Raw genomic sequence first — 21,444 nt, forward strand, 5'->3', positions numbered from 1 at the left:
CGTCGCGGCCGAAAGCATTGTCGGGAAGAAGCCTCCCTCGCTGAGCCATCTTGAGGCGGCAAGCCTGACCTTGGTTGGCGGGACGGCGTGGGAAGCACTGGTCGTGCGTGCGGCGCTCAGGGTCGGGGAAAGCATTCTTGTACACGGCGGCGCGGGAGGCGTCGGTCATGTCGCGATCCAGCTGGCGAAAGCTATGGGAGCAAGGGTGTTCACAACCGTGCGCGAAGCAAACGTTGAGTTCGCATGCAGCTTGGGGGCCGATGTGATCATCGACTACGAAAAAGAAGATTATGTTGACGCCGTCATTTGGGGAACGGGTGGCCGCGGCGTTGATGTTGTGTTCGACACCATCGGCGGCAACACATTGTCACGCAGCCCCGACGTGCTCGCACAACTTGGCCGCGTCGTCACGATCGTGGACATTGCACAGCCACAAAACGTCGTTCAGGCCTGGGGCAAGAACGCGAGTTATCACTTCGTTTTCACCAGGCAAAACCGCGGCAAGCTTGATGAGTTGAGCGCATTGATAGCGCGCGGTCAGCTGCGGCCACACGTTGGCGCCGTCTATTCGCTTGCCGACATTCCCCTCGCCCATGCCCGGCTGGAAAGTCTCAACAACGGTATTCAAGGAAAAATCGCAATTGCAGTCGAGCCATCGCTCATCTCGTAAGTGCGTACTTTTAATCGTTCAAGTCAATTTAGAGGAACGCCATGATCTATGAGATCGCTCTGCTCCCCGTTCACAAAGAACGCATTGAAATGTTCCGACGTGCATTTGCCGAGGTCGCTCCTTTGCTCAGCCGCGCGAAAGGTTACGGCGGCCACCTGCTCGCGCAAGGGATCGAAAGCCCCGAGCTGTTCAACCTGATAGTGAGATGGCAATCACTCGAAGATCACACGCCGGGCTTTGAAGCGAGTGAAGACCATCAGCTGTTCATGATGGGCTTAGAGGAATATTTTTCGGAAGAACCGAAGGTCTACCATATTGAGGGGGCAGCTTTTAGGACTGACGAACATGATGATCCAAACAATACCGTTGGCATGGGTGCTGCCAGCGGCTTAAGAGGCTTGTGGCCTTAAAGCAAATAGCTGTTGTCGGAAACAGACGTTCATGACCGGCAATTTTCGGCCAGAAGCAGCCCTTCAAATCTGCCGAGGCGCGCGTTGCAGGTCGCTGCACCTGGCATCAACCAGGTTGATCGACGACCTTAATCTGCGTCAGCCCTACCAGCTCAGCCTGCTCTAAAATCACCCTGTTCATGCAGACCCCAACTTCTAGTTATCGAGGAGCTATATATGCGCATCGGTACGTCGGCCTGCACTGGCATGTCTGCGCATCCAAGGGGTCACCCCGATTGCCCTTCTATTGCCGAAGCCCAGAAGGTCCCACCCACTACCGCGAAAGTGTTCGCTGCAGTGAGTGCTGACTGACAGGCGAAACTGCGTCACGGCCCCGTTGGGATAGTTGCCTTCGATTAAAAGTGAACCTTCAGGACGGCTTTCGAAAATGAGCTCTCTTAAAAGGGAGTCCTGTCGATTAGTACCGATAGGTTGCCTGTACTGACACTCCATTCGCACTATTGTCATAGTTGGCACTGTATGCAGGTTGAAGACCGGAGTTGTTCTCCTGTTTTACGGAAACTTTGGAATCCCAGAGATAACCATAAGCAAAGTCTATCGTCAGATCGGAGTTCGGTGAGTAAGCGCCGCCCAAGGTCACGGCCTGGCGATTCCCGACTGGAATGCGCACGCTGCGATCGGCATTCCTGATGGGCGACGGATCATAGGCGTAGCCTGCGCGCAGCAGCCATTGTTGGTTCAATTGGTAGGAGGCGCCAACGGCGGTGGACCAAGTGTCGCGCCAGTTCATTTCTTCGATCACACTTCCCAGGCCAGCCGCCTGGCCCATGGGGGAAAGACCGCTGTTGACTGCCTCGACCTTCTGGATCCGGCTCCAACGTTTCCAGGTGGTCCCCAGGTATCCTGTCCAGCGACTATTGAAACGATGGGTGATAGATGTGTCCACGGACTCGGGCATCGTGAGGTCTATCTTGCTGTCATACTTTCCGTCCAGCGGGATAACGCTCGGGGAGCCGGAAACCTCAGTATGCCCTTCGAGTGTATAGTCCACCTTCGAGTGATAGTTAATCCCCCAACTGGTTGCCTCAGTAAAGTCAACCAAGATGCCGACGTTGTAGCCAATCGCCGTGTCATCGCCTTTGATGGTAACCAGTGTGTCCTCACCGTTGTTCAGGGCGCCGGTGGACAGGTAATTCTGAAGCTTTGCATTGAAACGGTTTAGGGTCGGTCCGCCACCAATGGACACGTAATCATTGATCCGCCAGGCAATGGTGGGCTGCAAGGTTATTTCCTTGGTCGTGCTATAGGAACCATGGTAGCGGCCTTGAAAACTGCTCTCGTAATCATTGATCAAACCACTCGGCGCATAGAGGCCCAGACCCATCGAAAAACGATCGTCAAGCGGAGTCGACATATAGACGAAGGGCACCACCCCCAAAGGTACCGAGTCCCCCTCATTCGTTCCTGGGGCACTGCTCTGCGCATCACTGATGTCGTCACTCACCGAGACCACCGCGGCGCCACCGGAAATTTCACTACGCTTCAACTTGGTCAAGCCTGCAGGATTTCCAAAGATGGTGCTGGCGTCCAGCGCGGAGGACGACCTTCCCGCATAAGCAGTTCCCGCACTGCTGGCACTTTGTTCGTTAAGGGCAATGCCATTGGCGCCTGCCATTGTAGAAGCGCTGAGTAGTGCCATGGCACTGGTGAACTTAATCCAGGCAGCACACGTTCGCTGAACAGAGAGACACGGGATCACACGGCTATTCAGTTTCATTTTCCACCTCTTGTTTATTGTTTTTGTTGATTGCACGCAGGCAAGGCTTCGCCGTCCTGTGCACCTCTCAGTGCCGGCTGGAGTTGATCGAAGTTGTGTTAAAGGCCCTGGCTGAACAGTGCCAGGGATTGATTGCTTAACTTACAGATGCGAATCAGGGACTCAATCAAGCCACTCGATTTGAAAGCTATAGCGCCCCAAGAGCGGAGCCAGTATTTCCTGGTCAGTTCCGGCCCTGATGCAGGCGACATGCCCACGGCGATTGTCCTGCACGACCTCAACAGCAATATCCGAAAGCCCCAGGCGCTCCACATCCTGCTGGACTGCTCTGGCAATCTCCCGCTGCTGCAAAGCGGGCTTGAATATCTTGCCCACGGCAGTCAGTGGCAACGCTTCGAGGATTTCAATGCGCTTGGGAACTGCTGCCCGCTCGCTGATGTTGAGATGAGCAAACGCCTCAAGTTCTTCGGCGTTGCAGGCTTGCCCGGGGCGCAGTTGAACGTAGGCGACCGGCACTTCGCCCGAGTAGGCATCGGGGCTGCCGATTGCAGCGGCCAAGGCGACGGCGGGATGCGCCTGCAGAGCCTCCTCGATTTGCTTGGGATCGATGTTGTGGCCACCGCGGATGATCAATTCCTTCTTGCGTCCGGTCAGCCAGAAGTAACCCTGCGCATCCTGGCGACCCAAATCGCCCGTATTCAACCAGCGCTGACCGTCGATATCGATCCAGAGGCCCTGGTTATGACGCTCCTCCAGATAGCCATCGAAGAGGTTCGGACCACTGATCGTGATGAGGCCGATCTCATCCACGTCGGCGTCGCGCAGGTACTCTCCGGAATCATTGAGCAAGACCGCGCGCATGTTCTGGTAAGCGATCCGTAGCCCGATGGAACCGATACGGCGCTCGCCATGGGGCGGATTGATCGAGGAGACGCAGGCGCCCTCGGTAAGACCGTAACCTTCAAGGATCTTTACCCCGGTCCGGCGCTCGAACTCTCGGAAAAGCTCAGCCGGCATGGGTGCGGCGCCACACATTGCAAAGCGAAGACTGGACAGGTCGCGACCCTGCCATTCATTTTGCAGAAGTGCAGCATAGACAGTCGGCACGCCGGAAAAGAGGTTGATGCCGAAGTGCTCGACCATCTCCCAGAATCGTGGGATCACCCCCTCGCCACGATACCCATGAGGCGTCCCGAGGATCACATGGTCGCCTTGAGTCCAAGGCATCAGTCCAGTCACCAGCTGGCCATTGACATGAAACAGCGGCAGGCCACAAAACATAACCTGGCCACCACTGCGTTGCTGCAAGTGAGCGGCCGCGGCCCATGCATTGAATACTTCAGAGCCATGGGTACGCGCGGCGATCTTGGGGAGTCCGGTGGTGCCGCCCGTACAGATGTAGGAGGAGCACTCATCCTGGCGGATTTGCCGACCGCTCTTGAGGTGTGTGTGCGGCTGAGTATTCATCAGCGATTGCCAATCGTGGATCGCGATACCGCAGTGTAAGTCTCGTTCCTTCAGTGCCATGGCTTTCCGGGCCCCACGCACAGGTTCGGCGACATAGGACTCCATGCTGACCCAAACGACAGACCTGATCCCGGGTAACTGATCCAGCTGCGAAGCCAGTTTGGGCCACAGATCGCTGCCCGCAGTCGGCGCGAGCGTCACCACCACGGATGCCTTCGCGGCATTCAGCAAGCCAGCGATCTGCTTGGCCTCAAGCAGAGGATTGATCGCCATGACGATGCCCGCCGCCTCCCCGCCCCATATAGTGAAATGGGTTTCCGGCAGATTGGGCAGGATGAAGGCAAGCACCTCACCCGGTTTTATGCCCAGGTCATGGAAGGCATTCGCCGCGCGGGTGATATCCGCGAAGAGCTGGGAGTAGTTCCACTCGTAGGTGCGTTTGAAATCGGCAGCATCGGCGAAGAAGCTTAGCGCCGGTGCCTGGGGGGTGCGCTCGGACGCCTGTCGCAGCGCTTCATAAGTGCTGCAAGTCAGGCCACGCTCCGACAAGGGGACTCGTTCGAGACGTTCGATATCATTCAGGGTCTGCGCGGCCATAAGGCTTCCCCCACGACTCGGTTGCGTTGCACGCCGAGGTCGATCACACCATCGGCGCTGCGAATGCGCGCCTCGACTACATCACCTGGTTTGAGATACTGCGTGCGGTTCTCCTGCGCCTTGAGGAAAAGTTTCCACTTGGTGGCTTCTGGCATCAGGGCTGCAATGCGCTGTTTGGCAGGCGAAGGTATCGTTAGAGCACAGCCGGCAGGAGTGCCGGTGGCGATCAGGTCTCCAGCGGCGAGATCCTGCAAGGCAGAGAGCTCGGTAAGGGTTTCAGCGGGGCCGTAAACCAGGTTGGCCGTGCTGTCGCTCTGTCGCACCTGGCTGTTGACTGTCAGGCGCAGCTGCAGTGCTTTCAGGTAATGCATATCCTTGGCATCCAGAAGGCAGAGGTAGGGGCCGACCGGGCCAAAAGTGCGGAAGCTCTTGCCCTTGTAGAACTGCATCTGCGGAATCTGAATGTCACGAGCCGAGTAGTCATTGACAATGACGACGCCTGCAATGAACTCATGCAAATTGGCGTCGGTGACAGCAATAGCGCCGGTGATCGAGCGCTTCATCACAAGCCCCAGTTCGATCTCGTAGTCAAGGAAGCGCACGGTGCGCGGCTTGATCAGGTCACTGTCAGCTGCCACCAGGCAACTCGTCGCCTTGGTGAAGATCATGTTGAATTTCTTCGCATCCGGGTCCATGCCCGACTCGATCATGTGCTGACGGTAATTGGCGCCCTGGCAGACGAACTGCTGGTTACGGGTCACCGGCGACAGCAGTTTCACTTCGCCCTCCGCAAGCTCCGTACCTGTCAGTTGAGCGAGGTCGTCGATACTGTTCTGGCGAATGAACTCACCGGTGGTTTCAAAAGTACCGGGGACAACCGTGATACGGCCCTGGCGTAGCACGCCCCAGTGGATACCATTCTGAAATTCAAAGCGGACTACGTGTACAGCAGACATTGAAGGTACTCCTGGAGCAGTGTTGGTCCCGTGCTCGGCGGCGCGAGAACTGTGGTGTTGTTCTGAGGGGGGGCCGGCAACGCTGTAGACCAGCGAGCCGCCGACGATCAAAGCACCGGCTTTGAGCACATCTCGCCGGCCATACCTGGTTGAATTGCTCGACATGGCGGCAGCTCTACCCGAACATCCGCATGAGTGTTATCAACTTGCGAATGGTCAGGTCCGGGCTGCGTCGCAGGTTACGGATCAGCGCACGCAGATTGGTCACACTCATCCTGGGTTTTGTAAAACTCTTGGGCATGAGCTGTCCCCACTGGGCCATTGCCTCGGGGCTCACCGGATGAATGCCCATAGGCCGTACGGCCGTGAAGATATCCCCGTCGCAGTAATGCTCGTGCTTATCGCCCCAAGGGTCTTGCCAGTAATCGAAAATCTGACTGCCCAGAATGTGTCGGCCGATTCCCCATGAGTGCTCCCACCCGCGCTCGCGCAGAACGCGCTGCCCCATGCCCACCGCGTCTGCATCGACCACTTCATAGGCGCTATGGCTATAGGCAGCCATGAACCCTTGCGCTATCGCGAGCGTATGGTGATCCGCGGGAATGTCACCAAGGTCCAGGCGCATGAAGGCGACGATAGGTGTGCCATCGGGGAGTACTTGCACATCGCTGGGAATAAACCCGAAATGCTGCGTATACCAGGCACAGGTCGCCTGGTAGTCGGCCACTTCGATGACGATGTGGCCCAGTTTGAGTACTTCAGGCGGAGCAATCGGCGGGCGCTGCGTGGCGTTGATTCGCGGTTGCTCCTGCGCCAGATTCCAGGGAAGAGGCGCTCTGTGCAGCAGCGTTTTACCGGGAGTCTGGTCGCAAACAGCTTCCACAATGAAGCCGGAAGGATCGGTCAGTCTGACGTAATACCCACCACCAGGATGATCCGATTTCTCTACCGGTGACGCGCCTGGGATTCGAGTCAGCTTTTGCAGATCCTTGCGAGACTGGACTGCCAGTCCGAACCCGACAAAACGTGCATGTTCTGCACGATGGACACGGTAACAGTATGAAGTGGCTTCGGTGGCCCGTAGATAGAGCGTATCGGCGTCCTGCCGACTTACCGTCAGGCCGAAGTCGGTCAGGAAACGCGCCGCCTCGTTCAAGTCCGGCCGTTGAAAGATCAGGTGAGTCAGAGCCTGGGCTTTCACCGTCGGCTGCGGATGCCGGGCGGGTTGTGGTGTCGCCAACCGGTGCAATTCGTTTTTGTTGTTCATTGTTCCTGTTTTCCGGTTTTTTAGGACAAAGGTGTCCCGCACCCCTGAAAACCAGGGGTGTTGTCTAGTTGAGTCAGTTAGGTGCTCAGTCGAGAGACGGAAGTGCCGGCAACTCTATGGTCGCCAACGCACGCGCCTCCTCTGGCGGCACACCCAATGCCCGCAGCACCAGCTCGGCGGTGTCAGAGCCCGCTTCGCGCCACGTTCTGTGCCCTTCCAGCACCAGGAAAATCGAGCCGAGGACGCTGCTCGATATCAGCGTCAGTACTGAGAGCAATTGCTCCTGCGCAAACGTGTAGCGCCCACTGGAAAGTCCGCTCAGAAGATCTGTAGTCGCTTGGCTGCTAAACATTTCGCGCAACGAAGAATTGCTCATGGCGAATTTATGTATGAATGCCCCCCACTGGGAGTCCTCGTGAGCTCGACGAATGAAGAATCGAATGCCATTGGCAAGGCGCTGAGCCGGATCGGAGAGGGAATTGAAGCTCTTGTTGACGCGTTCATGCATCTCCCTCGCGAGATGGCTGGCGACCGCCTCGAACAGGCTTTCCATGCTTTCGATGTTGCTATAGACCGTTCCGCGCGCCACTCCTGCCTCTTGCGCGAGGTCGAGGATGTTCACCTGCGAGGAGCCTCTTTCAGCGAACAGGCGAAAGGCGGCTTGATGAATGCGGCGCTGTGTTGGATTTAGGGATTCCACGGTTCTCTCTCCAGGATTACCTTATGGCCTTATTGAACACGCGTGTTCATTAGACGTCAACGACGTTTTTTGAATCAAGTACGCGCCTCACCATAAAAATCGTTATATGTCTCGTAACTTTGGGGGAATTCTGAGCGACATGGCAAGCCAGATGAAGGGCTTCAAATGTCCACGCATTGACTTATCTGAACACGCGTGTTCAGCTCCACGTTCTTTGGCTCGTCCTCTCGGCAGGCCATCAAACCCACCCATCGATGTGAACCAGGACTTCAACAAACCTGAGCGATGGCTGGCCGTTTTTTCATTCCTGAAGGACAGAACATGACCGGCTCAAAGCTCTTCGAACCGCTTCGATTGCCTAACGGCACGGTGATTCCAAACCGTATCGCCAAGGCTGCCATGGAGGAGAACCTTGCCAATGAGGATCACGCTCCGGGGGAAGCGCTGACCAGGCTCTATCGACGTTGGGCGGACGGTGGGGCCGGTCTGATCATCACTGGCAATGTCATGGTTGATCGCCACGCCTTGACCGGACCGGCTGGCGTGGTGCTTGAGGACGATCGGAACCTGGGCAAATTCAGGCTATGGGCCGATGCTTGCCGCAGTCGTGGAGCCCAGGCCTGGATGCAAATCAATCATCCTGGACGGCAATTATTGGCTTCAATGGGGCAATCGGCACGGGGCCCCTCCGCGGTTGCCGTCGACATTCCCGGACTATCAAAGGCTTTTGTGCCGCCCAGGGCTTTGAATGAGCAGGAGATCGAAGAGCTGATCGAGCGCTATGCCCATGCTGCAGCGCTGGCCGAGCGTGCCGGATTCACCGGCGTGGAGGTTCATGCCGCGCATGGTTACCTGTTCAGTCAATTCCTTTCGCCCTTGACCAACCGGCGTAGCGACCGCTGGGGTGGCAGCCTGGAAAATCGTGCGCAAATTCTCCTGCAAACCATCGACGCAATACGTCTGCGAGTGGCACCAACCTTTTGCGTCGCGGTGAAGCTCAATTCCGCGGATTTTCAGCGAGGCGGTTTCGATGCCGAGGATGCGGCTCGTGTGGTGGAAATGCTTAACGCCAAGGCGGTCGACCTGGTCGAGCTGTCAGGTGGCAGCTACGAAAGCCCGGCGATGCAGGGGCAGACCCGCGATGGCAGCCGCTTGGCTCGAGAAGCCTATTTCCTCGAGATCGCGCAGAAAATAGCAGAAATAGCGCGCATGCCGCTGATGGTCACCGGCGGCGTGCGTAGAAAGGAGGTGGCGGAGCGAGTGGTGAGCGGCTCGGTGTCGATGGTGGGGCTTGCCACTGCGTTGGCAATCGAGCCGGCGCTGCCAAACCAGTGGATGGCTGGTCAGGACACCGTAGTGGAGCCCATCGTCGTCCGCTGGAAGAACAAGGCGCTGGCATCGCTGGCAGTGGCGTCGGTGATCAAGAAGCAGCTTGGCTTGTTGAGCCAAGGGAAACGGACAAAACCCAGGACGTCGCCATTCATGGCATTGATCGGCAATCAGCTGAAGGCTCGTCGCCAGGCGAAGAACTATCGGCAATGGATTGGCCAGGCCTAGCCCAATGCCGTTCAGTTAAGCGAACGCAGCTTTTTGTAGGAGCCGAGCTTGCTCGCTCCTACAATAGGGACCTATATTTCCTTTACTGAACGGCATTAGGGCTTAGCCGGTCGAGGATGACATCAGGATTAGACGGGTAGCGGCTTGCCGGCGATTCTCTTGGCTCTGGCAGGTGTTACGCCCAGAGCCTTGAGAATCATTTCGGCGACCAGCAGATCATGCTCCGCCACCGCACGCCCCTCGACAACCGAGCGCATCGCTCCGGTTGTGCAGGATACGACCAAGTCCAGGGCGACCCCTTCGTCCTCGTAAGCGAAAGTGCCCGCACGCAGACCTTCACGCAGATCGCCAAGCACATGGGCAGCCAATCGGGAGCGCATGGCCTGATCGAAATGGATGATGCGCAGCAGCGCATTGGCCCACTGATGGTCGTCGGCAGCCCGGCATACGAACATGCGCACGCCAATCGAAAGCCGCTGTGCGCCGCAGTGCACGCCTGAGCTCAGAGCAGAGATGGCATCGGAGAACTCGGCGGCCATGGCGATGCCAACCGCCTCGAGTACTTCATCGCGCGTTCGAAAGTAGTTGTAGATGGTGCCGTTGGATACCGCCGCCTCTTCGGCTACCTCGAGCAGTGCAATCTCCCCCACCTCCTTACGTGCGATAAGACGCAATGCCGCGTCCACCAGGCCGCGACGGGTGCGTTCACGCTTCTTGTGGCCTCGAGTGAGAGGCTCTTGCGCAGTGGCTTCTGAAGGAAAAGTGGGGGAATGCATTTTCAGGCTCGTAATCGAGGGGGCTCGTTAATGGTAATGGAAACGCTGTCGGCAGTGGAATCGGCGCTACCCAACAGGCCCATGCAGTCTCGAAGGAGACTGCCTGCCTCTGCGCCAGGGACGTGGTGCATGATGATGCGGTCGGGGCGTACCGCGACCAGCGTTCCTTTAGCAGCCAGCGGCAGGATGTCATGGTTCAGGTCTTCGATGAAGTCGCAACTGCCATCGGAGCGCGTGCCGCGCGTTCTGATCTCCAGGAAGTGGCCTCCCATTTTTTCCCAGTAAACGACCTGAGCGCGGGTCAGCAGTGACAACGGGTCAACACCGAATCCAATCAAGGTCAGGTTGTCTCCAAGCGCATCGTCGCTCAATTTGATCTGCTTTTGCATGGTGCGAACCCAGGCTTGGGGAAACAGACTGCCACGAACCAGCTTATCGCCACGACGATGTTGCACGAACAGGCCGTGTTCGAAGATGTTCTTCGGCTTGATGTCCAGCTGTTCGAAGTACCTTCTGGTAGCGGGAGTCAACGCCAGTATGCGCATCAGGCCGTGGACGAAGAAAGCTGCGACCTTGTTTCTGGGCATCACCAGGCGGCCCATGAGTTTCGCCAGATTGATCATCGCCTGGGCATGGGGGCGACGCTCTACGTCATAGGTATCGAGCACTGAAGGCGATGCATGGCCGCGAAGGACCCAGGCCAGTTTCCAGGCCAGGTTGGCGCCATCTCGAAGGCCTGCAACGAGACCTTGCCCGACAAAGGGAGGGGTAATGTGGGCTGCATCTCCTGCGAGAAAGATGCGCCCCTTACTGAATTTATTGCAGCAGCGCGCGTGGAATCGATACACCGCCTTGCGCTCGATTTCCAGCTCCTGCGGATTGATCCATGGCGCGATCAGCCGGGCGATACTTTCCGGGCTTTCCAGCTCTTCCCGAGATTCACCTGGTTGTAGCATGAACTCCCAACGCTCCCTTCCGCCGGGTGCGGGCATGTGCGGCGTTGGGCGCCGTGGATCACAGATAAACTCAACGTGATCAATCGCTGACTTATGCCGGTTCATGACATCGACAATCAGCCAATCTTCTGCATAGGTTTGTCCTTCGAATTCCTGGCCGATCAGTGCTCTGACCTTGGAGCTTGCGCCATCCGCACCTACCAGGTACTGCGCGCGAACGCAATGCAAGTGGCCATCTTGATCACGTACGGAGGCGACGACACAGTCCGATTCCTCGACCACGCTCTCAAGTTCGAAGCCACCAAGACTGGTCACTGACTTCAGCCTGGAAACCTGGCTGCGCATCGCTCGTTCGAGGTCGGGTTGATAGAAAGTCACAAGCTTGGGATGGCCGTCGATACACCCTGCGGTATTGGCTCGACCGAATTGCCCGAGAACCGGAGAGTGCATCCTCACTTCAGGGATAGCGATCTTCTCGAAAGCGTCTTCCGACAATCCGGCGAGTTGCAGAATGCGCAGCGCCTCGTTGTCCAGAGCAATGGCGCGGGGCATCAGCAGGACCTCATGAGCCTTGTCCAGTACCAGCGTCGTTATCCCATAGCGGCCGAGCAGCGCCGCGATTGTCGCACCTACCGGACCGTTACCGACGACCAGCACGTCGACGGCGGAGGCAGGCAATTCGGAAACTTTCTTGTTGTTGTTCATCTCGAGCCCTTGTTGTGATTGAAGTCGTGAGACGTGGTGGTCTCATCGTCAGGCAATGTGAAGGTATTCAAAAATGAGACATTATTCAATATTGAAGTTTCTGTCATTAATTTTTGAGATCATTAACGCACCGGGATGAGGCCACGCGCGCCGTGCCGAGGGTGTGACGGGGCTGGTTTGCGTCAGTTTCCGACCGGTGAGGCTTGGCTTCTGAGCCGATCAGCGTTGTCATTGGAGTAATGGCCCAGTACTAGAAACTATGTTTTAGTCTTCAGGAATCAAACGTGGCGCGTCCGCAGCCCCATCCGAACCCAGTCCAGCTCCGCTTCGTCGATTTCGAGCTCGACGAGGCCAACGCCTGCCTGCTACGTAACGGAGAAGCCGTGGCATTGGCGCCAACGCCCTTCACCCTACTGTGCGTACTTGCACGCCAACCGGGATCGCTGGTGACCAAGGAGGCTTTGCTTGACGCAGTGTGGGGACATCGGTTCGTCAGCGATTCGGTGCTGAAGACGGCCATCAGCGATCTGCGCAAGGTGCTGGGCGACGACCCCAGGCAGCCCCGCTTCATCGAGACTGTGTCGCGACGCGGCTATCGCTTCATCGCCGCGCCCTCCCCTGCTCCTTCGATGCCGCCGGCACCCGCGACGGTGCCAGCGGCCGGTGCGCATCCGTCGCCGCCATTCATTGGTCGCACCGACGAGGTCTCAAGGCTGCAACGGGCGTGGGAGCGGGCTTACGGGGGCCAGCGTGCCGTGGTCTGGCTCGCCGGAGAACCGGGGATTGGCAAGACCACGTTGATCGAACATTTCATCGCCAGCCTTGGCGGCATCGCCTGCGCACGCGGCCATTGCGTGGAGCACTACGGCACCGGCGAGCCGTACCTGCCGGTGCTGGAGGCGTTGGCCGATCTGTGTCGCAGCGACCCCACCCTGCCGGCTCTGCTGCGCGCCGTGGCGCCGACCTGGCTGCTGCAACTGCCGTGGCTGAGCACTACGCAAGAGCGAGACGCATTGCGGCGCGAGCTTGCCAGCGTCGGTCCGGACCGCATGCTCCGGGAAATGGGCGAACTGCTGGACCGCTACACGGAACAGCGACCGCTGTTACTGGTGACCGAAGACCTGCACTGGAGCGATCGGGCGACGGTCCAGCTCATCGACTATGTGGCGCGGCGACGTGGCCGCGCGCGGCTGATGTGGCTGTCGAGCTTCCGCCTCGCCGAGGTGGTAGCGCTCGATCATCCGCTCAACTCGTTGCGCCACGAACTGCGCCTGCAACGTCTGTGCGAGGAAGTGGTGCTCGATCCGTTCTCGGAAACCGAGGTCGCTGACTATGTCGCGCTGCGTTCGGACTCTCTGGCGCGCGATGAAACCTTCGTGCGTGCCCTGCACGAGCGCACCGATGGTGTGCCGCTGTTCGTGTCGTCAGTCGTCAGTGAAGTGATGGATCCAACGGACGACGACGCCACCATCGAGGCCCGACTGGCGGGAATGGCGGTTCCCGAGAACCTCGCGGCCATCATTGATCACTACATCACCAAGCTCGGGCCCGAGCAGCGTGCACTGCTCTCGGCGGCAGCGGTATGCGGAGTCGAATTCCGGGTCGAGACGGTTTCGCTGGCCCTCGAGCGCGACCTCGCTTCTGTGGCCGACACCTGCGAGGAACTGGTGCGCGAGCAGGTGTGGCTCACGCGGTCGCGGGCCGCCGAACTTGACGAAACGCTGGAGCTACCCTACTCGTTCCGGCATGCGCTCTTCCGCCAGGTACTGTACGACCGCACGCCGCGCTCATTGCGCACTCACCTTCATCGCCAGGTTGGCGCTGCCCTCGAACGCGAGCGCACGGCCGGTGTGCCGGTTGCTGCCTCGGAGCTGGCAATGCACTTCGACCGGGCTCGGCAGCCGATGATCGCGCTGCGCTACTACGCCGAGGCCGCAGAAGCCGCGCTGCTGCACTTCAGCCCGGCCTTGTGCATCGGCCTCACTGAGCGCGCGTTGGTCCTGCTGACGCAGGCACCAGAAGGGACGGAGCGCGATGCGCTCGAAATTACCCTGGCCACGCTGCAGGGGGTGTCGGCTTTCCACACGTTCGGTGTCGGCAGCGAAGCCAGGAACGCGTTCGAACGCGCGTACACGCTGCTGGCGGATGTACCCGAGCATCCAATGCGCGGTCGCCTGCTGCACGGATTCGGTTATCTGCTCGGTCTGCGCGGCGACTACGCGCTGGCGCTGGAGGTGGCGGAACGCGCCGAAGCCCTCTCATCCGAGGCGAACGATCCAGCGCTCATGCTGGCGGCGTGCATCGTGCAGGGCGAGGTGCATCACCTCCAGGGTCGCACGCAGACGACCCGCAGTTGGCTAGAGCGCGCCCTCGCGATCGCCGAGCCGCTGGACATCGGGGCCAACGAGATCTTTGCGGCCGATCCTCAGGTCATGCTGCACGGCATGCTGGCCATAGAACTCGTGCGTTCTGGCCTGGTTGAGCAAGGCCGAGCCCACATGCAGCGGGCGCGGACCCGCGCGCAGGCGCTTCGCCAGCCTATGACCTGGCTGGTCGCCACCTGGCAGGAGGTGTTGATCGAGGTACGGATGGGAAACCCTGTGCGTGTGGCAGCGCTGGCTGACGACATGCAGGCGCTGGTCGACGAGTATTCGCTCGCACTGGGACGCACGGCTTGCCGCTGGTGGCGCGGCTGGGCCGACGCGCGCAACGGCGCGCCGCGCGATGGCTACCGTCGCATCCGCGAGGCCTACGAAGAACACACCGGGCTCGGCATGCGTTCCGGTGCCAGCGAGGTGCTCGGCTACGCCGCCGAGGCGCTGCTGCTGGCAGGTGATTGCGACGCCGCGCGAGTCGAGCTAGAGGAAGCACTACGGGTCGGGGAGGAACTGGGCGAGCGTGTGTACCTGCCGCAACTGTTGCTGCTGGAGGCAGCGATTGCGCGGATGCAAGGCCGGCTCGATGCCGGCAATACCGCGGTACGGCGTGCGGTTGAGGAGGCCCGCGCCCAGCAAGCACCGTGGCTGGAACTGCTCGCGCTGGTCGAGCTGTGCGAGCACCATGACGCCGCGGCCGAGGACCACCAGGCATTGGCGACGCTGGTTGACCAGTTGCCCGAAGCCAATGGAACCGAGCTAGTGAAACGTGCGCGCTCACTGCTTCAAGCTGCAAGGTCGGTTTGAAGAGTTAAGGGCGCAAACTTGTGGGAGCGAGCTTGCTCCGGGCGGCGTTCCGACGATGGCGGTCTGTCAGTCACAGCAACGTTGAATGTGCTGCCCTCATCGCGAGCAAGCCCGCTCCCACACCAAACCGCGGCCGTACTCAAATTCTGTGTTCGCGGTAGATCAACTGTGGGAGCGACGCTGTCCCGACCGAAGTCTGACCTTTCGCTTACGACTCGACCCAGGGGGCCGGCCTACGCTGTCGTCGAACTTTCTTGATCCCCTGGTCTGCGATGAGCCTGAACCCTGAATCCAAGTACCCGAGCCGTCGCTCGTACGTAGTGAAGCTGCGTAACGATGCCACGCCCGGCGCCCTCGCGGGCCGCCTTGAAAACCTGGTCACCGGGCGTCAGCGCGAGTTTTCGTCCGCCGAAGAGTTACTGGAGTCGATTGACTCGGACCTCACGGCGGCGGCCGCCGAGCACGCGGCAGATGCCGACGGCGAGTGACGCCTCCAACATCAATGAGCCCTCGATATGGCGACCGAACGGCGACGTTTCGCTGACGACTTCGCGCACACCGGGCCCTACGCTGATGCAACCTCGAATCTACACGAGTCCAATCCGATGCCGCGACTTCCAACCCCCCATCCGCTGACCCGCCACGCCGGGCGGACGCCCCTGCAACATGCCGAACGCCTGCTCGGCGTTGTCGTTGGTGCGGCGCTCGCCGCGTCTTTCGCCGTGGTCTTGACCGGTTGCTCCACGGAGGTCGCCAAGCCGGCGGTGCCCCTGGCGGCCAAGTTCGCCGCAAGCACGGCCTCCGAGATGGAACCCGAAGCCGCGTGGTGGGAGACTTTCAACGACCCGGAGTTGACGGATCTGGTGCGCCGCGCAATGCGCGAGAACCGTGATATCAAGATCGCCGCCGAGCGCGTGCGCACCGCTCGCGCCGGTGAAACGGTCAGTCGTTCCTGGCTCTTTCCGAGTGTCGGAATGTCCGCCTTCGGCTCCGACCGTAGCAGCGGCTACGACACTGCCAAGAAGCAGGGTTATCCAGATACCAAAACCGTGGGCGCAGGCCTGGACGTCTCGTGGGAACTTGACCTGAGCGGACGCCTGCGCGCTGGCGCGGCAGCGGCCGAGGCCGAGGCACTGGCCGCGGAGGACGGCGTGCGCGGCGTGCGCCTGCTGGTGATGAGCGACGTCGCCAGCAACTACTTCACGCTGGTCGGTGCACTGCGCCAGGCCGAAACATTACGCGCGATCTCGACGGCGCAGGACGAGACACTGCGCCTGGTTAATGCGCGCCACCGTGCAGGGCTGGCGACCTCCTTCGACGTCGAGCGCGCGCAGACCGATGCCGCATCGGCGCGCGCGCAGATCCCCTCATTGGAAACCCTGGCTGCTGTGGCGCGACACCGCATCGCCGTATTGATCGGTGACCAGGCCTTTAACGCCGCGAGCATCCAGCCCTCCCATGGCAACGTGGTAGCGCCCGAGGCCCGGCAGGGGCAGCCCGCCACCCTGCTACAGCGCCGGCCTGATGTACTGGCGCTGATGGCGCAGCTCGATGCCGCCAATGCGCGCCGTAAACAAGCCGCGGCTGAGTGGTTCCCGCGGCTGTTCCTCGGTGCATCCTACGGCCGCCAGGGTCTTGAGCTGAACGGTCTCGATCTGGGCGCCGCCAACTTCACCAACGTGGCCGCCCTGCTCACCATGCCGATCTTCAACGCCGGGCGCACACGCGCGATCAACGAGGTCGCCGAGAGCGGCCAGCGTGAGGCGCTATTGCGCGCCGAGGACGGCATTGTGCGCGCGCTCGAGGACGTGGAGAACGCCCTCGTCACGCAGACGCAAGAGCGTCAGCGCGCCAAGTGGTTGCAGTCGGCCACTGAGTCTGCGGAGGCGGCGCTGAGCCGCGCGCAGTCGCTCTACGATAGAGGGCAGATCGATCTGTTGCCGCTGCTGGACGCGCAACGGGCGCGCTTGTCGGTGCGCCTGAGCGCCAACGACAGCAACACCCGGCTGCTGCTCGATAGCGTGCAGCTCTACAAAGCACTGGGCGGAGGCTGGCAGGTGTTCGAACAACCCGCCACTCCCACCGCAACCACCGAAGCCGACCGGCCACCACTTTCCTAAGAAACTGCCGTTTTTCAAAGAGGAACCGCCTTGAAAACCTCCCTTACTGCGGCCGGCGCCCTGGCCGTAGCCGTCATGCTGTCCGCGTGTAGTCCGGACCAGCCGACCATGCAGACGCCACGACCGGTACGCACCGCTGAAATCAGCTACGACAATGCCCGCGACATCAGTCGCTACGTGGGCACCGTACAGTCGCGGCATGAAGTCGACCATGCCTTCCGCGTGGGCGGCAAGGTAGCCCAGCGCAAGGTCGATGTAGGCCAGTTTGTGCGCGAAGGCGACATCCTGGCTGTGCTGGATGACAGCGACTACCGCCTCGCTGAGGACGCATCGCTACAACAGTGGACGGTTGCCGTCGAGCAGACGCGCCAGGCCGACTCGGACCGCCAGCGCCTGACTGCGCTGAAGGCTGACGGCTCGGTCAGTGCGGCCGAAGACGAGCGCGCGCATACCAATGCCCAGACCGCGCAGGCGACCGCCAAGGCCGAGGCGCGCAAGCTCGAGCTCGCGCGCAACCAGCTCAAGTACACCGTGCTGCGCGCCTCGCGTAGCGGCGTCGTCACGGCTGTGCGCGTTGAGGCCGGGCAGGTCGTGGCGCAAGGCCAATCGGTTGTCTCGGTCGCGAATCCAGGTGAATCCGAGATCGTCATCGATGTGCCCGAGGATCAGCTGTCCGCCTTCAAAGAGGCGCGTTTCAAAGCCTCGCTGGCCAGTGCGCCAAACGAAACCTTCGATGTCACGCTGCGCGAGCTGTCGCCGCAGGCCGCGGCGCAGACCCGCACCTATCGCGCGCGGCTCAAGCCGGTGAAGGCACTGCCGCTGGGCGCCACCGCCACGGTAATGGCCGAGCGCGTGATGACAAGTGTCTCGGTGGCGGCGGTGCCGGCTACGGCCCTGACGCAAAACGGCGGCCAGCCGGCGCTGTGGGTGGTCACGCCCGCGGGCAAGGATCCGGTAGGCATCGTCGAACTGGAGCGTGTGGCGGTGTGGGGCTACCGCAATGACGAGGTGCTCGTCTCCGGGCCGCAGGCCGGTGTACTGGTCGTCACCGCCGGGGTGCAGAAGATGGCGTCCGGACTGAAGGTCGCGCTTCCCGGCGCGGCGATTGTTGACGCGAACACCCCGCAGCAGGCCGCCCGATGAACAACTTCAACCTCACCGACTGGGCGCTGCGCCATCGCGCCATCGTCCTGTTCATGCTCATCCTCGTCGCGGTGGCCGGCACCTTCAGCTTCACCAGGCTCGGTCAACTCGAGGACCCGAGTTTCTCCGTGCCCTCGATGACCGCCATTGTCATCTGGCCGGGAGCCACCGCCCAGCAGTTGCAGGACCAGGTCCTCAACCGCATGGAGAAGAAATTCGAGCAGATCGACCACTTCGAAAAGGTGGTCACCTACGCGCGGCAAGGCTACGCGGGCATGACGCTCACCGTGCGCGGCGGCACCTCCAAGGCCGACCAGAGCGAGGCCTGGTACCAGGCGCGCAAGAAACTCAACGACCTGAGCCTCGAGCTGCCTGACGGCGTGATCGGCCCGATCGTAAACGACGAATACGGCGACGTGTATGGCCTGATGTACGCGGTCAAGGGCGACGGCATCGGCCATGCCGACCTGTCGGACGCGGCCGAGGACATCAAGCGCCGCATGCTGAAGGTACCGATGGTCAAAAAGATCGATGTCGTCGGCAAGCAGGCCAAGCGTGTCTACGTCGAGTTCTCGCACGAGCGCCTGGCAGCGCTGGGCATTACACCGCTGGCCATCGCCGAAAGCCTCAAGAGCCAGAACGCCATGTTGCCCGCGGGCCAGATCGATACCCGCGGCGACCGCGTCATGGTACGCGTGAGTGGCCCGTTCGCCAGCGAAGACGCCATCCGCAACGTGCCCATTGCCGCAGGCGGCCGGCAGATCAAACTCGGCGACATTGCGACCGTCAAACGTGGCTTCGAGGATCCGCCGACCTACACGGTGCGCCACAACGGCCAGCCCGTGCTGATGCTCGGCATCACGATGACCAGCGACGGCAACATCGTGGACCTGGGCAAGGCGATGGACACCGCAGTCGCCAGGATCCAGTCGGAACTTCCCCATGGCGTGGAGCTGGAGCTCGTGGCCGACCAGCCAACCACGGTGAAGGACGCAATCCTGGACTTCGGGCGCGCGCTGGCCGAGGCGCTGATCATCGTGATCGCGGTGAGCCTGGCTAGCCTGGGCTGGCGCGCCGGTCTCGTGGTCGCGACCACGGTGCCGCTGGTGCTGGGCGGCGTGGCGCTGGTGATGCTGGCGATGGGCTGGAACCTCGAGCGTATCTCGCTCGGCTCGCTGATTATCGCGTTGGGACTGCTGGTGGATGACGCCATCATCGCCATCGAGATGATGGTGGCGAAGATGGAAACCGGTATGGACCGCGTAAAGGCCGCCGCCTTCTCCTACTCGTCCACCGCGATGCCGCGCCTGACCGGCGCGCTGATCACCGTCGTGGGCTTCCTGCCGATCGGTCTCTCGCAGTCCACCACCGGCGAGTACGCGGGTGGCATTTTCTGGATCGTCGGCGCCGCGGTATTGTTCTCGTGGATCTGCTCCGGCATCTTCACGCCGTACCTGGCGGTCAAGATGCTGCCCAACGACTTGGGCAAGCACCAGCATGGTGATCTGTACGACACGAAGTTCTACCGCAGCCTGCGCCGCCTGATCGACGCTGCCATCGAGCGGCGCTGGGTGGTCATCGGTGCGACGTTTGGCGCCCTGGCGCTTGCTCTGGCCTGTATCAAGCTAGTGCCGCAGCAATTCTTCCCCAACAGTTCGCGTCCTGAACTGGTCATTGACCTGCGCGTCAAGGAAGGTTCCTCGTTCGCCGCGACGACCGAGCAGGTCAAGCACATGGAGGAGATCCTGGCGAAGGACGAGGACGTGCGTTTCTATACCGCCTACACCGGCGCCGGCGCACCGCGCTTCTATCTCTCGCTCAACCCCGAGCTGCCGAATCCGGGATTTGCCCAGTTCGTTGTGATGACCAGGGACCTGGATGCACGCGAGCGGGTACGTGCACGGCTGGTGACCTCGGCCGACCAACAGTTCCCGCAGGCGTGGGTGCGCGTGACCCGGCTCGAGTTGGGGCCGCCTGTCGGCTACCCGGTGCAGTTCCGCGTCGTAGGCCCCGATACCCAGGTGGTGCGCCAGATCGCACGCGAGGTGGAGAAGGTGGTTGCGTCCAACCCGAAGGTGCGCGACCTCCAGCTCGACTGGAACGACCCGGTGCGCACGCTGAAGGTCGAGCTTGATCAGGACAAGGCGAACGCGCTTGGCCTCACGCCAGCCGACGTATCGCTGGCGACCCAGACCGTGATGAACGGCGCAACCCTGTCGCAGCTGCGTGAGCGCGAGGACTTGATCGACATCGTGGCCCGTGCCGTGCCTGAGGAGCGCTTGAGCCTCGACACACTGAAAGACATCAACCTCTACACGCGCCAGGGCACGGTGGTGCCACTGTCGCAAGTCGCACAGGTGCGCTCTGAGCTGGAAGAGCCGGTGCTGTGGCGCCGCAACCGCGATATGGCGATCACGGTGCGTGCCGACGTGAAGGATGGCGAGCAAGGTGTGTCGGTGACGCAGGAGATCGAGCCGTTGCTTAAGGATATCGAAGGGAAGCTGCCGTCGGGCTACCGCATCGACGTGGGCGGCGCGGTGGAGGAAAGTGCCACGGCCAACAAGGCGCTGCTGGCGGTGGCCCCGCTGATGCTGATCAGCATCCTGCTGCTGCTTATGCTGCAACTGCAGAGCTTCTCTCGCATGTGGATGGTGGTGCTGACCGCACCGCTGGGCCTGATCGGTGTGGTGCCGGCACTGCTGGTGTTCCAGTCGCCGCTGGGCTTCGTCGCAATCCTGGGCATCATCGCACTGGGCGGCATGATCATGCGCAACTCGGTGATCCTGATCGACCAGGTGCAAACCGAGATCGCTGAAGGGCGCGACCCATGGAATGCTGTGCTGGATGCCGCCATTCACCGAGCCCGACCGGTGATGCTGACGGCGCTGGCCACCGTACTTGCAATGATCCCCCTGACGCGCAGCGTGTTCTGGGGGCCGATGGCAATTGCGATCATGGGCGGCCTTACCGTGGCGACGCTACTGACGATCTTCTTCGTCCCGGCGTTGTACGCCGCATGGTTCAAAGTGGGTCGCCAGACGGCCGCTGACACCCAACAGGGACGGGGGGACGTCGCGCTCGCTTCTGAGTGATGAGTGCTGAGTGCTGAGTGCTGAGTGCTGTGGCACTTTCCTCCCACGCTGGGCCAAAAGCCTCGCTAG

The 21,444-nt window shown here is 60.9% G+C and carries 15 protein-coding genes; 8 read left to right on the forward strand and 7 right to left on the reverse strand.

What is annotated here, in order from left to right:
* Positions 1–670 (forward strand): zinc-binding dehydrogenase (locus F8N85_RS25545; protein ID WP_150806289.1); only part of this gene is annotated, 670 nt, incomplete at its 5' end.
* Positions 671–711: 41 nt separating this feature from the next.
* Complete coding sequence (locus tag F8N85_RS25550) at positions 712–1,080, forward strand: antibiotic biosynthesis monooxygenase family protein (protein WP_150806290.1); 369 nt, start codon at positions 712–714, stop codon at positions 1,078–1,080.
* A 457-nt stretch (positions 1,081–1,537) separates the two neighbouring features.
* On the opposite strand, the gene F8N85_RS25555 is transcribed toward F8N85_RS25550, so the two are convergent.
* From F8N85_RS25555 to F8N85_RS25575, 5 genes are all read right to left on the reverse strand, one after another.
* On the reverse strand, positions 1,538–2,857 hold the full coding sequence (locus F8N85_RS25555; RefSeq protein ID WP_150806291.1) for an outer membrane protein transport protein: 1,320 nt from the start codon (positions 2,855–2,857) through the stop codon (positions 1,538–1,540).
* A gap of 162 nt (positions 2,858–3,019) precedes the next feature.
* Entirely contained in the window at positions 3,020–4,921 is a 1,902-nt protein-coding gene (locus F8N85_RS25560) for an acyl-CoA synthetase (protein WP_150806292.1), read from the reverse strand.
* Positions 4,903–5,877, reverse strand: coding sequence for a fumarylacetoacetate hydrolase family protein (locus tag F8N85_RS25565; RefSeq protein ID WP_150806293.1), 975 nt, complete (start codon positions 5,875–5,877; stop codon positions 4,903–4,905). Before F8N85_RS25565 ends, F8N85_RS25560 begins: the two co-directional genes overlap by 19 nt.
* A gap of 175 nt (positions 5,878–6,052) precedes the next feature.
* Positions 6,053–7,144 (reverse strand): VOC family protein, encoded by a 1,092-nt coding sequence (locus tag F8N85_RS25570; protein ID WP_150806294.1) that lies wholly within the window; start codon positions 7,142–7,144, stop codon positions 6,053–6,055.
* Positions 7,145–7,229: 85 nt separating this feature from the next.
* A complete protein-coding gene (locus tag F8N85_RS25575; protein ID WP_150806295.1) occupies positions 7,230–7,844 on the reverse strand; it encodes a TetR/AcrR family transcriptional regulator in 615 nt (204 codons plus the stop codon).
* Between the two features lie 321 nt (positions 7,845–8,165).
* Between F8N85_RS25575 and F8N85_RS25580 the strand changes: the two genes are divergently transcribed.
* Entirely contained in the window at positions 8,166–9,401 is a 1,236-nt protein-coding gene (locus tag F8N85_RS25580) for an NADH:flavin oxidoreductase/NADH oxidase family protein (protein ID WP_150806296.1), read from the forward strand.
* A gap of 128 nt (positions 9,402–9,529) precedes the next feature.
* Here the strand turns inward: F8N85_RS25580 and F8N85_RS25585 are convergent, their stop codons facing one another.
* A complete protein-coding gene (locus F8N85_RS25585; protein WP_150806297.1) occupies positions 9,530–10,177 on the reverse strand; it encodes a TetR/AcrR family transcriptional regulator in 648 nt (215 codons plus the stop codon).
* Positions 10,178–10,179: 2 nt separating this feature from the next.
* Positions 10,180–11,838 carry a bifunctional 3-(3-hydroxy-phenyl)propionate/3-hydroxycinnamic acid hydroxylase gene (locus F8N85_RS25590; RefSeq protein ID WP_150806298.1) on the reverse strand — a complete coding sequence of 553 codons (1,659 nt, stop codon included), beginning with the start codon at positions 11,836–11,838 and terminating at the stop codon, positions 10,180–10,182.
* Positions 11,839–12,122: 284 nt separating this feature from the next.
* Here F8N85_RS25590 and F8N85_RS25595 point away from each other — a divergent pair, with 284 nt between their 5' ends.
* From F8N85_RS25595 to F8N85_RS25615, 5 genes are all read left to right on the forward strand, one after another.
* Entirely contained in the window at positions 12,123–15,020 is a 2,898-nt protein-coding gene (locus tag F8N85_RS25595; RefSeq protein WP_150806299.1) for an AAA family ATPase, read from the forward strand.
* Between the two features lie 272 nt (positions 15,021–15,292).
* Positions 15,293–15,508 carry a hypothetical protein gene (locus tag F8N85_RS25600; RefSeq protein WP_150806365.1) on the forward strand — a complete coding sequence of 72 codons (216 nt, stop codon included), beginning with the start codon at positions 15,293–15,295 and terminating at the stop codon, positions 15,506–15,508.
* 117 nt (positions 15,509–15,625) lie between these two features.
* The gene (locus F8N85_RS25605; RefSeq protein WP_150806366.1) at positions 15,626–17,140 is read left to right on the forward strand and encodes an efflux transporter outer membrane subunit; all 1,515 of its coding nucleotides are present in this window, start codon (positions 15,626–15,628) and stop codon (positions 17,138–17,140) included.
* A 30-nt stretch (positions 17,141–17,170) separates the two neighbouring features.
* Positions 17,171–18,283 (forward strand): efflux RND transporter periplasmic adaptor subunit, encoded by a 1,113-nt coding sequence (locus F8N85_RS25610; RefSeq protein WP_150806300.1) that lies wholly within the window; start codon positions 17,171–17,173, stop codon positions 18,281–18,283.
* On the forward strand, positions 18,280–21,375 hold the full coding sequence (locus F8N85_RS25615) for an efflux RND transporter permease subunit (RefSeq protein ID WP_150806301.1): 3,096 nt from the start codon (positions 18,280–18,282) through the stop codon (positions 21,373–21,375). The genes F8N85_RS25610 and F8N85_RS25615 overlap by 4 nt, the downstream gene beginning before the upstream one ends.
* The last annotated feature ends 69 nt before the right edge of the window (positions 21,376–21,444 follow it).

Source organism: Pseudomonas fluorescens (genome assembly GCF_902497875.1).
GTDB classification, from domain to species: Bacteria; Pseudomonadota; Gammaproteobacteria; order Pseudomonadales; family Pseudomonadaceae; genus Aquipseudomonas; species Aquipseudomonas fluorescens_BR.

Bases quoted from the DNA above. Each gene is read 5' to 3' on its own strand.
- F8N85_RS25590 (WP_150806298.1), bottom strand. From the start codon at position 11,838: ATGAACAACAACAAGAAAGTTTCCGAATTGCCTGCCTCCGCCGTCGAC.
- F8N85_RS25550 (WP_150806290.1), top strand. From the start codon at position 712: ATGATCTATGAGATCGCTCTGCTCCCCGTTCACAAAGAACGCATTGAA.
- F8N85_RS25565 (WP_150806293.1), bottom strand. From the start codon at position 5,877: ATGTCTGCTGTACACGTAGTCCGCTTTGAATTTCAGAATGGTATCCAC.
- F8N85_RS25570 (WP_150806294.1), bottom strand. From the start codon at position 7,144: ATGAACAACAAAAACGAATTGCACCGGTTGGCGACACCACAACCCGCC.
- F8N85_RS25560 (WP_150806292.1), bottom strand. From the start codon at position 4,921: ATGGCCGCGCAGACCCTGAATGATATCGAACGTCTCGAACGAGTCCCC.
- F8N85_RS25585 (WP_150806297.1), bottom strand. From the start codon at position 10,177: ATGCATTCCCCCACTTTTCCTTCAGAAGCCACTGCGCAAGAGCCTCTC.
- F8N85_RS25555 (WP_150806291.1), bottom strand. From the start codon at position 2,857: ATGAAACTGAATAGCCGTGTGATCCCGTGTCTCTCTGTTCAGCGAACG.
- F8N85_RS25605 (WP_150806366.1), top strand. From the start codon at position 15,626: ATGCCGCGACTTCCAACCCCCCATCCGCTGACCCGCCACGCCGGGCGG.
- F8N85_RS25580 (WP_150806296.1), top strand. From the start codon at position 8,166: ATGACCGGCTCAAAGCTCTTCGAACCGCTTCGATTGCCTAACGGCACG.
- F8N85_RS25615 (WP_150806301.1), top strand. From the start codon at position 18,280: ATGAACAACTTCAACCTCACCGACTGGGCGCTGCGCCATCGCGCCATC.
- F8N85_RS25600 (WP_150806365.1), top strand. From the start codon at position 15,293: ATGAGCCTGAACCCTGAATCCAAGTACCCGAGCCGTCGCTCGTACGTA.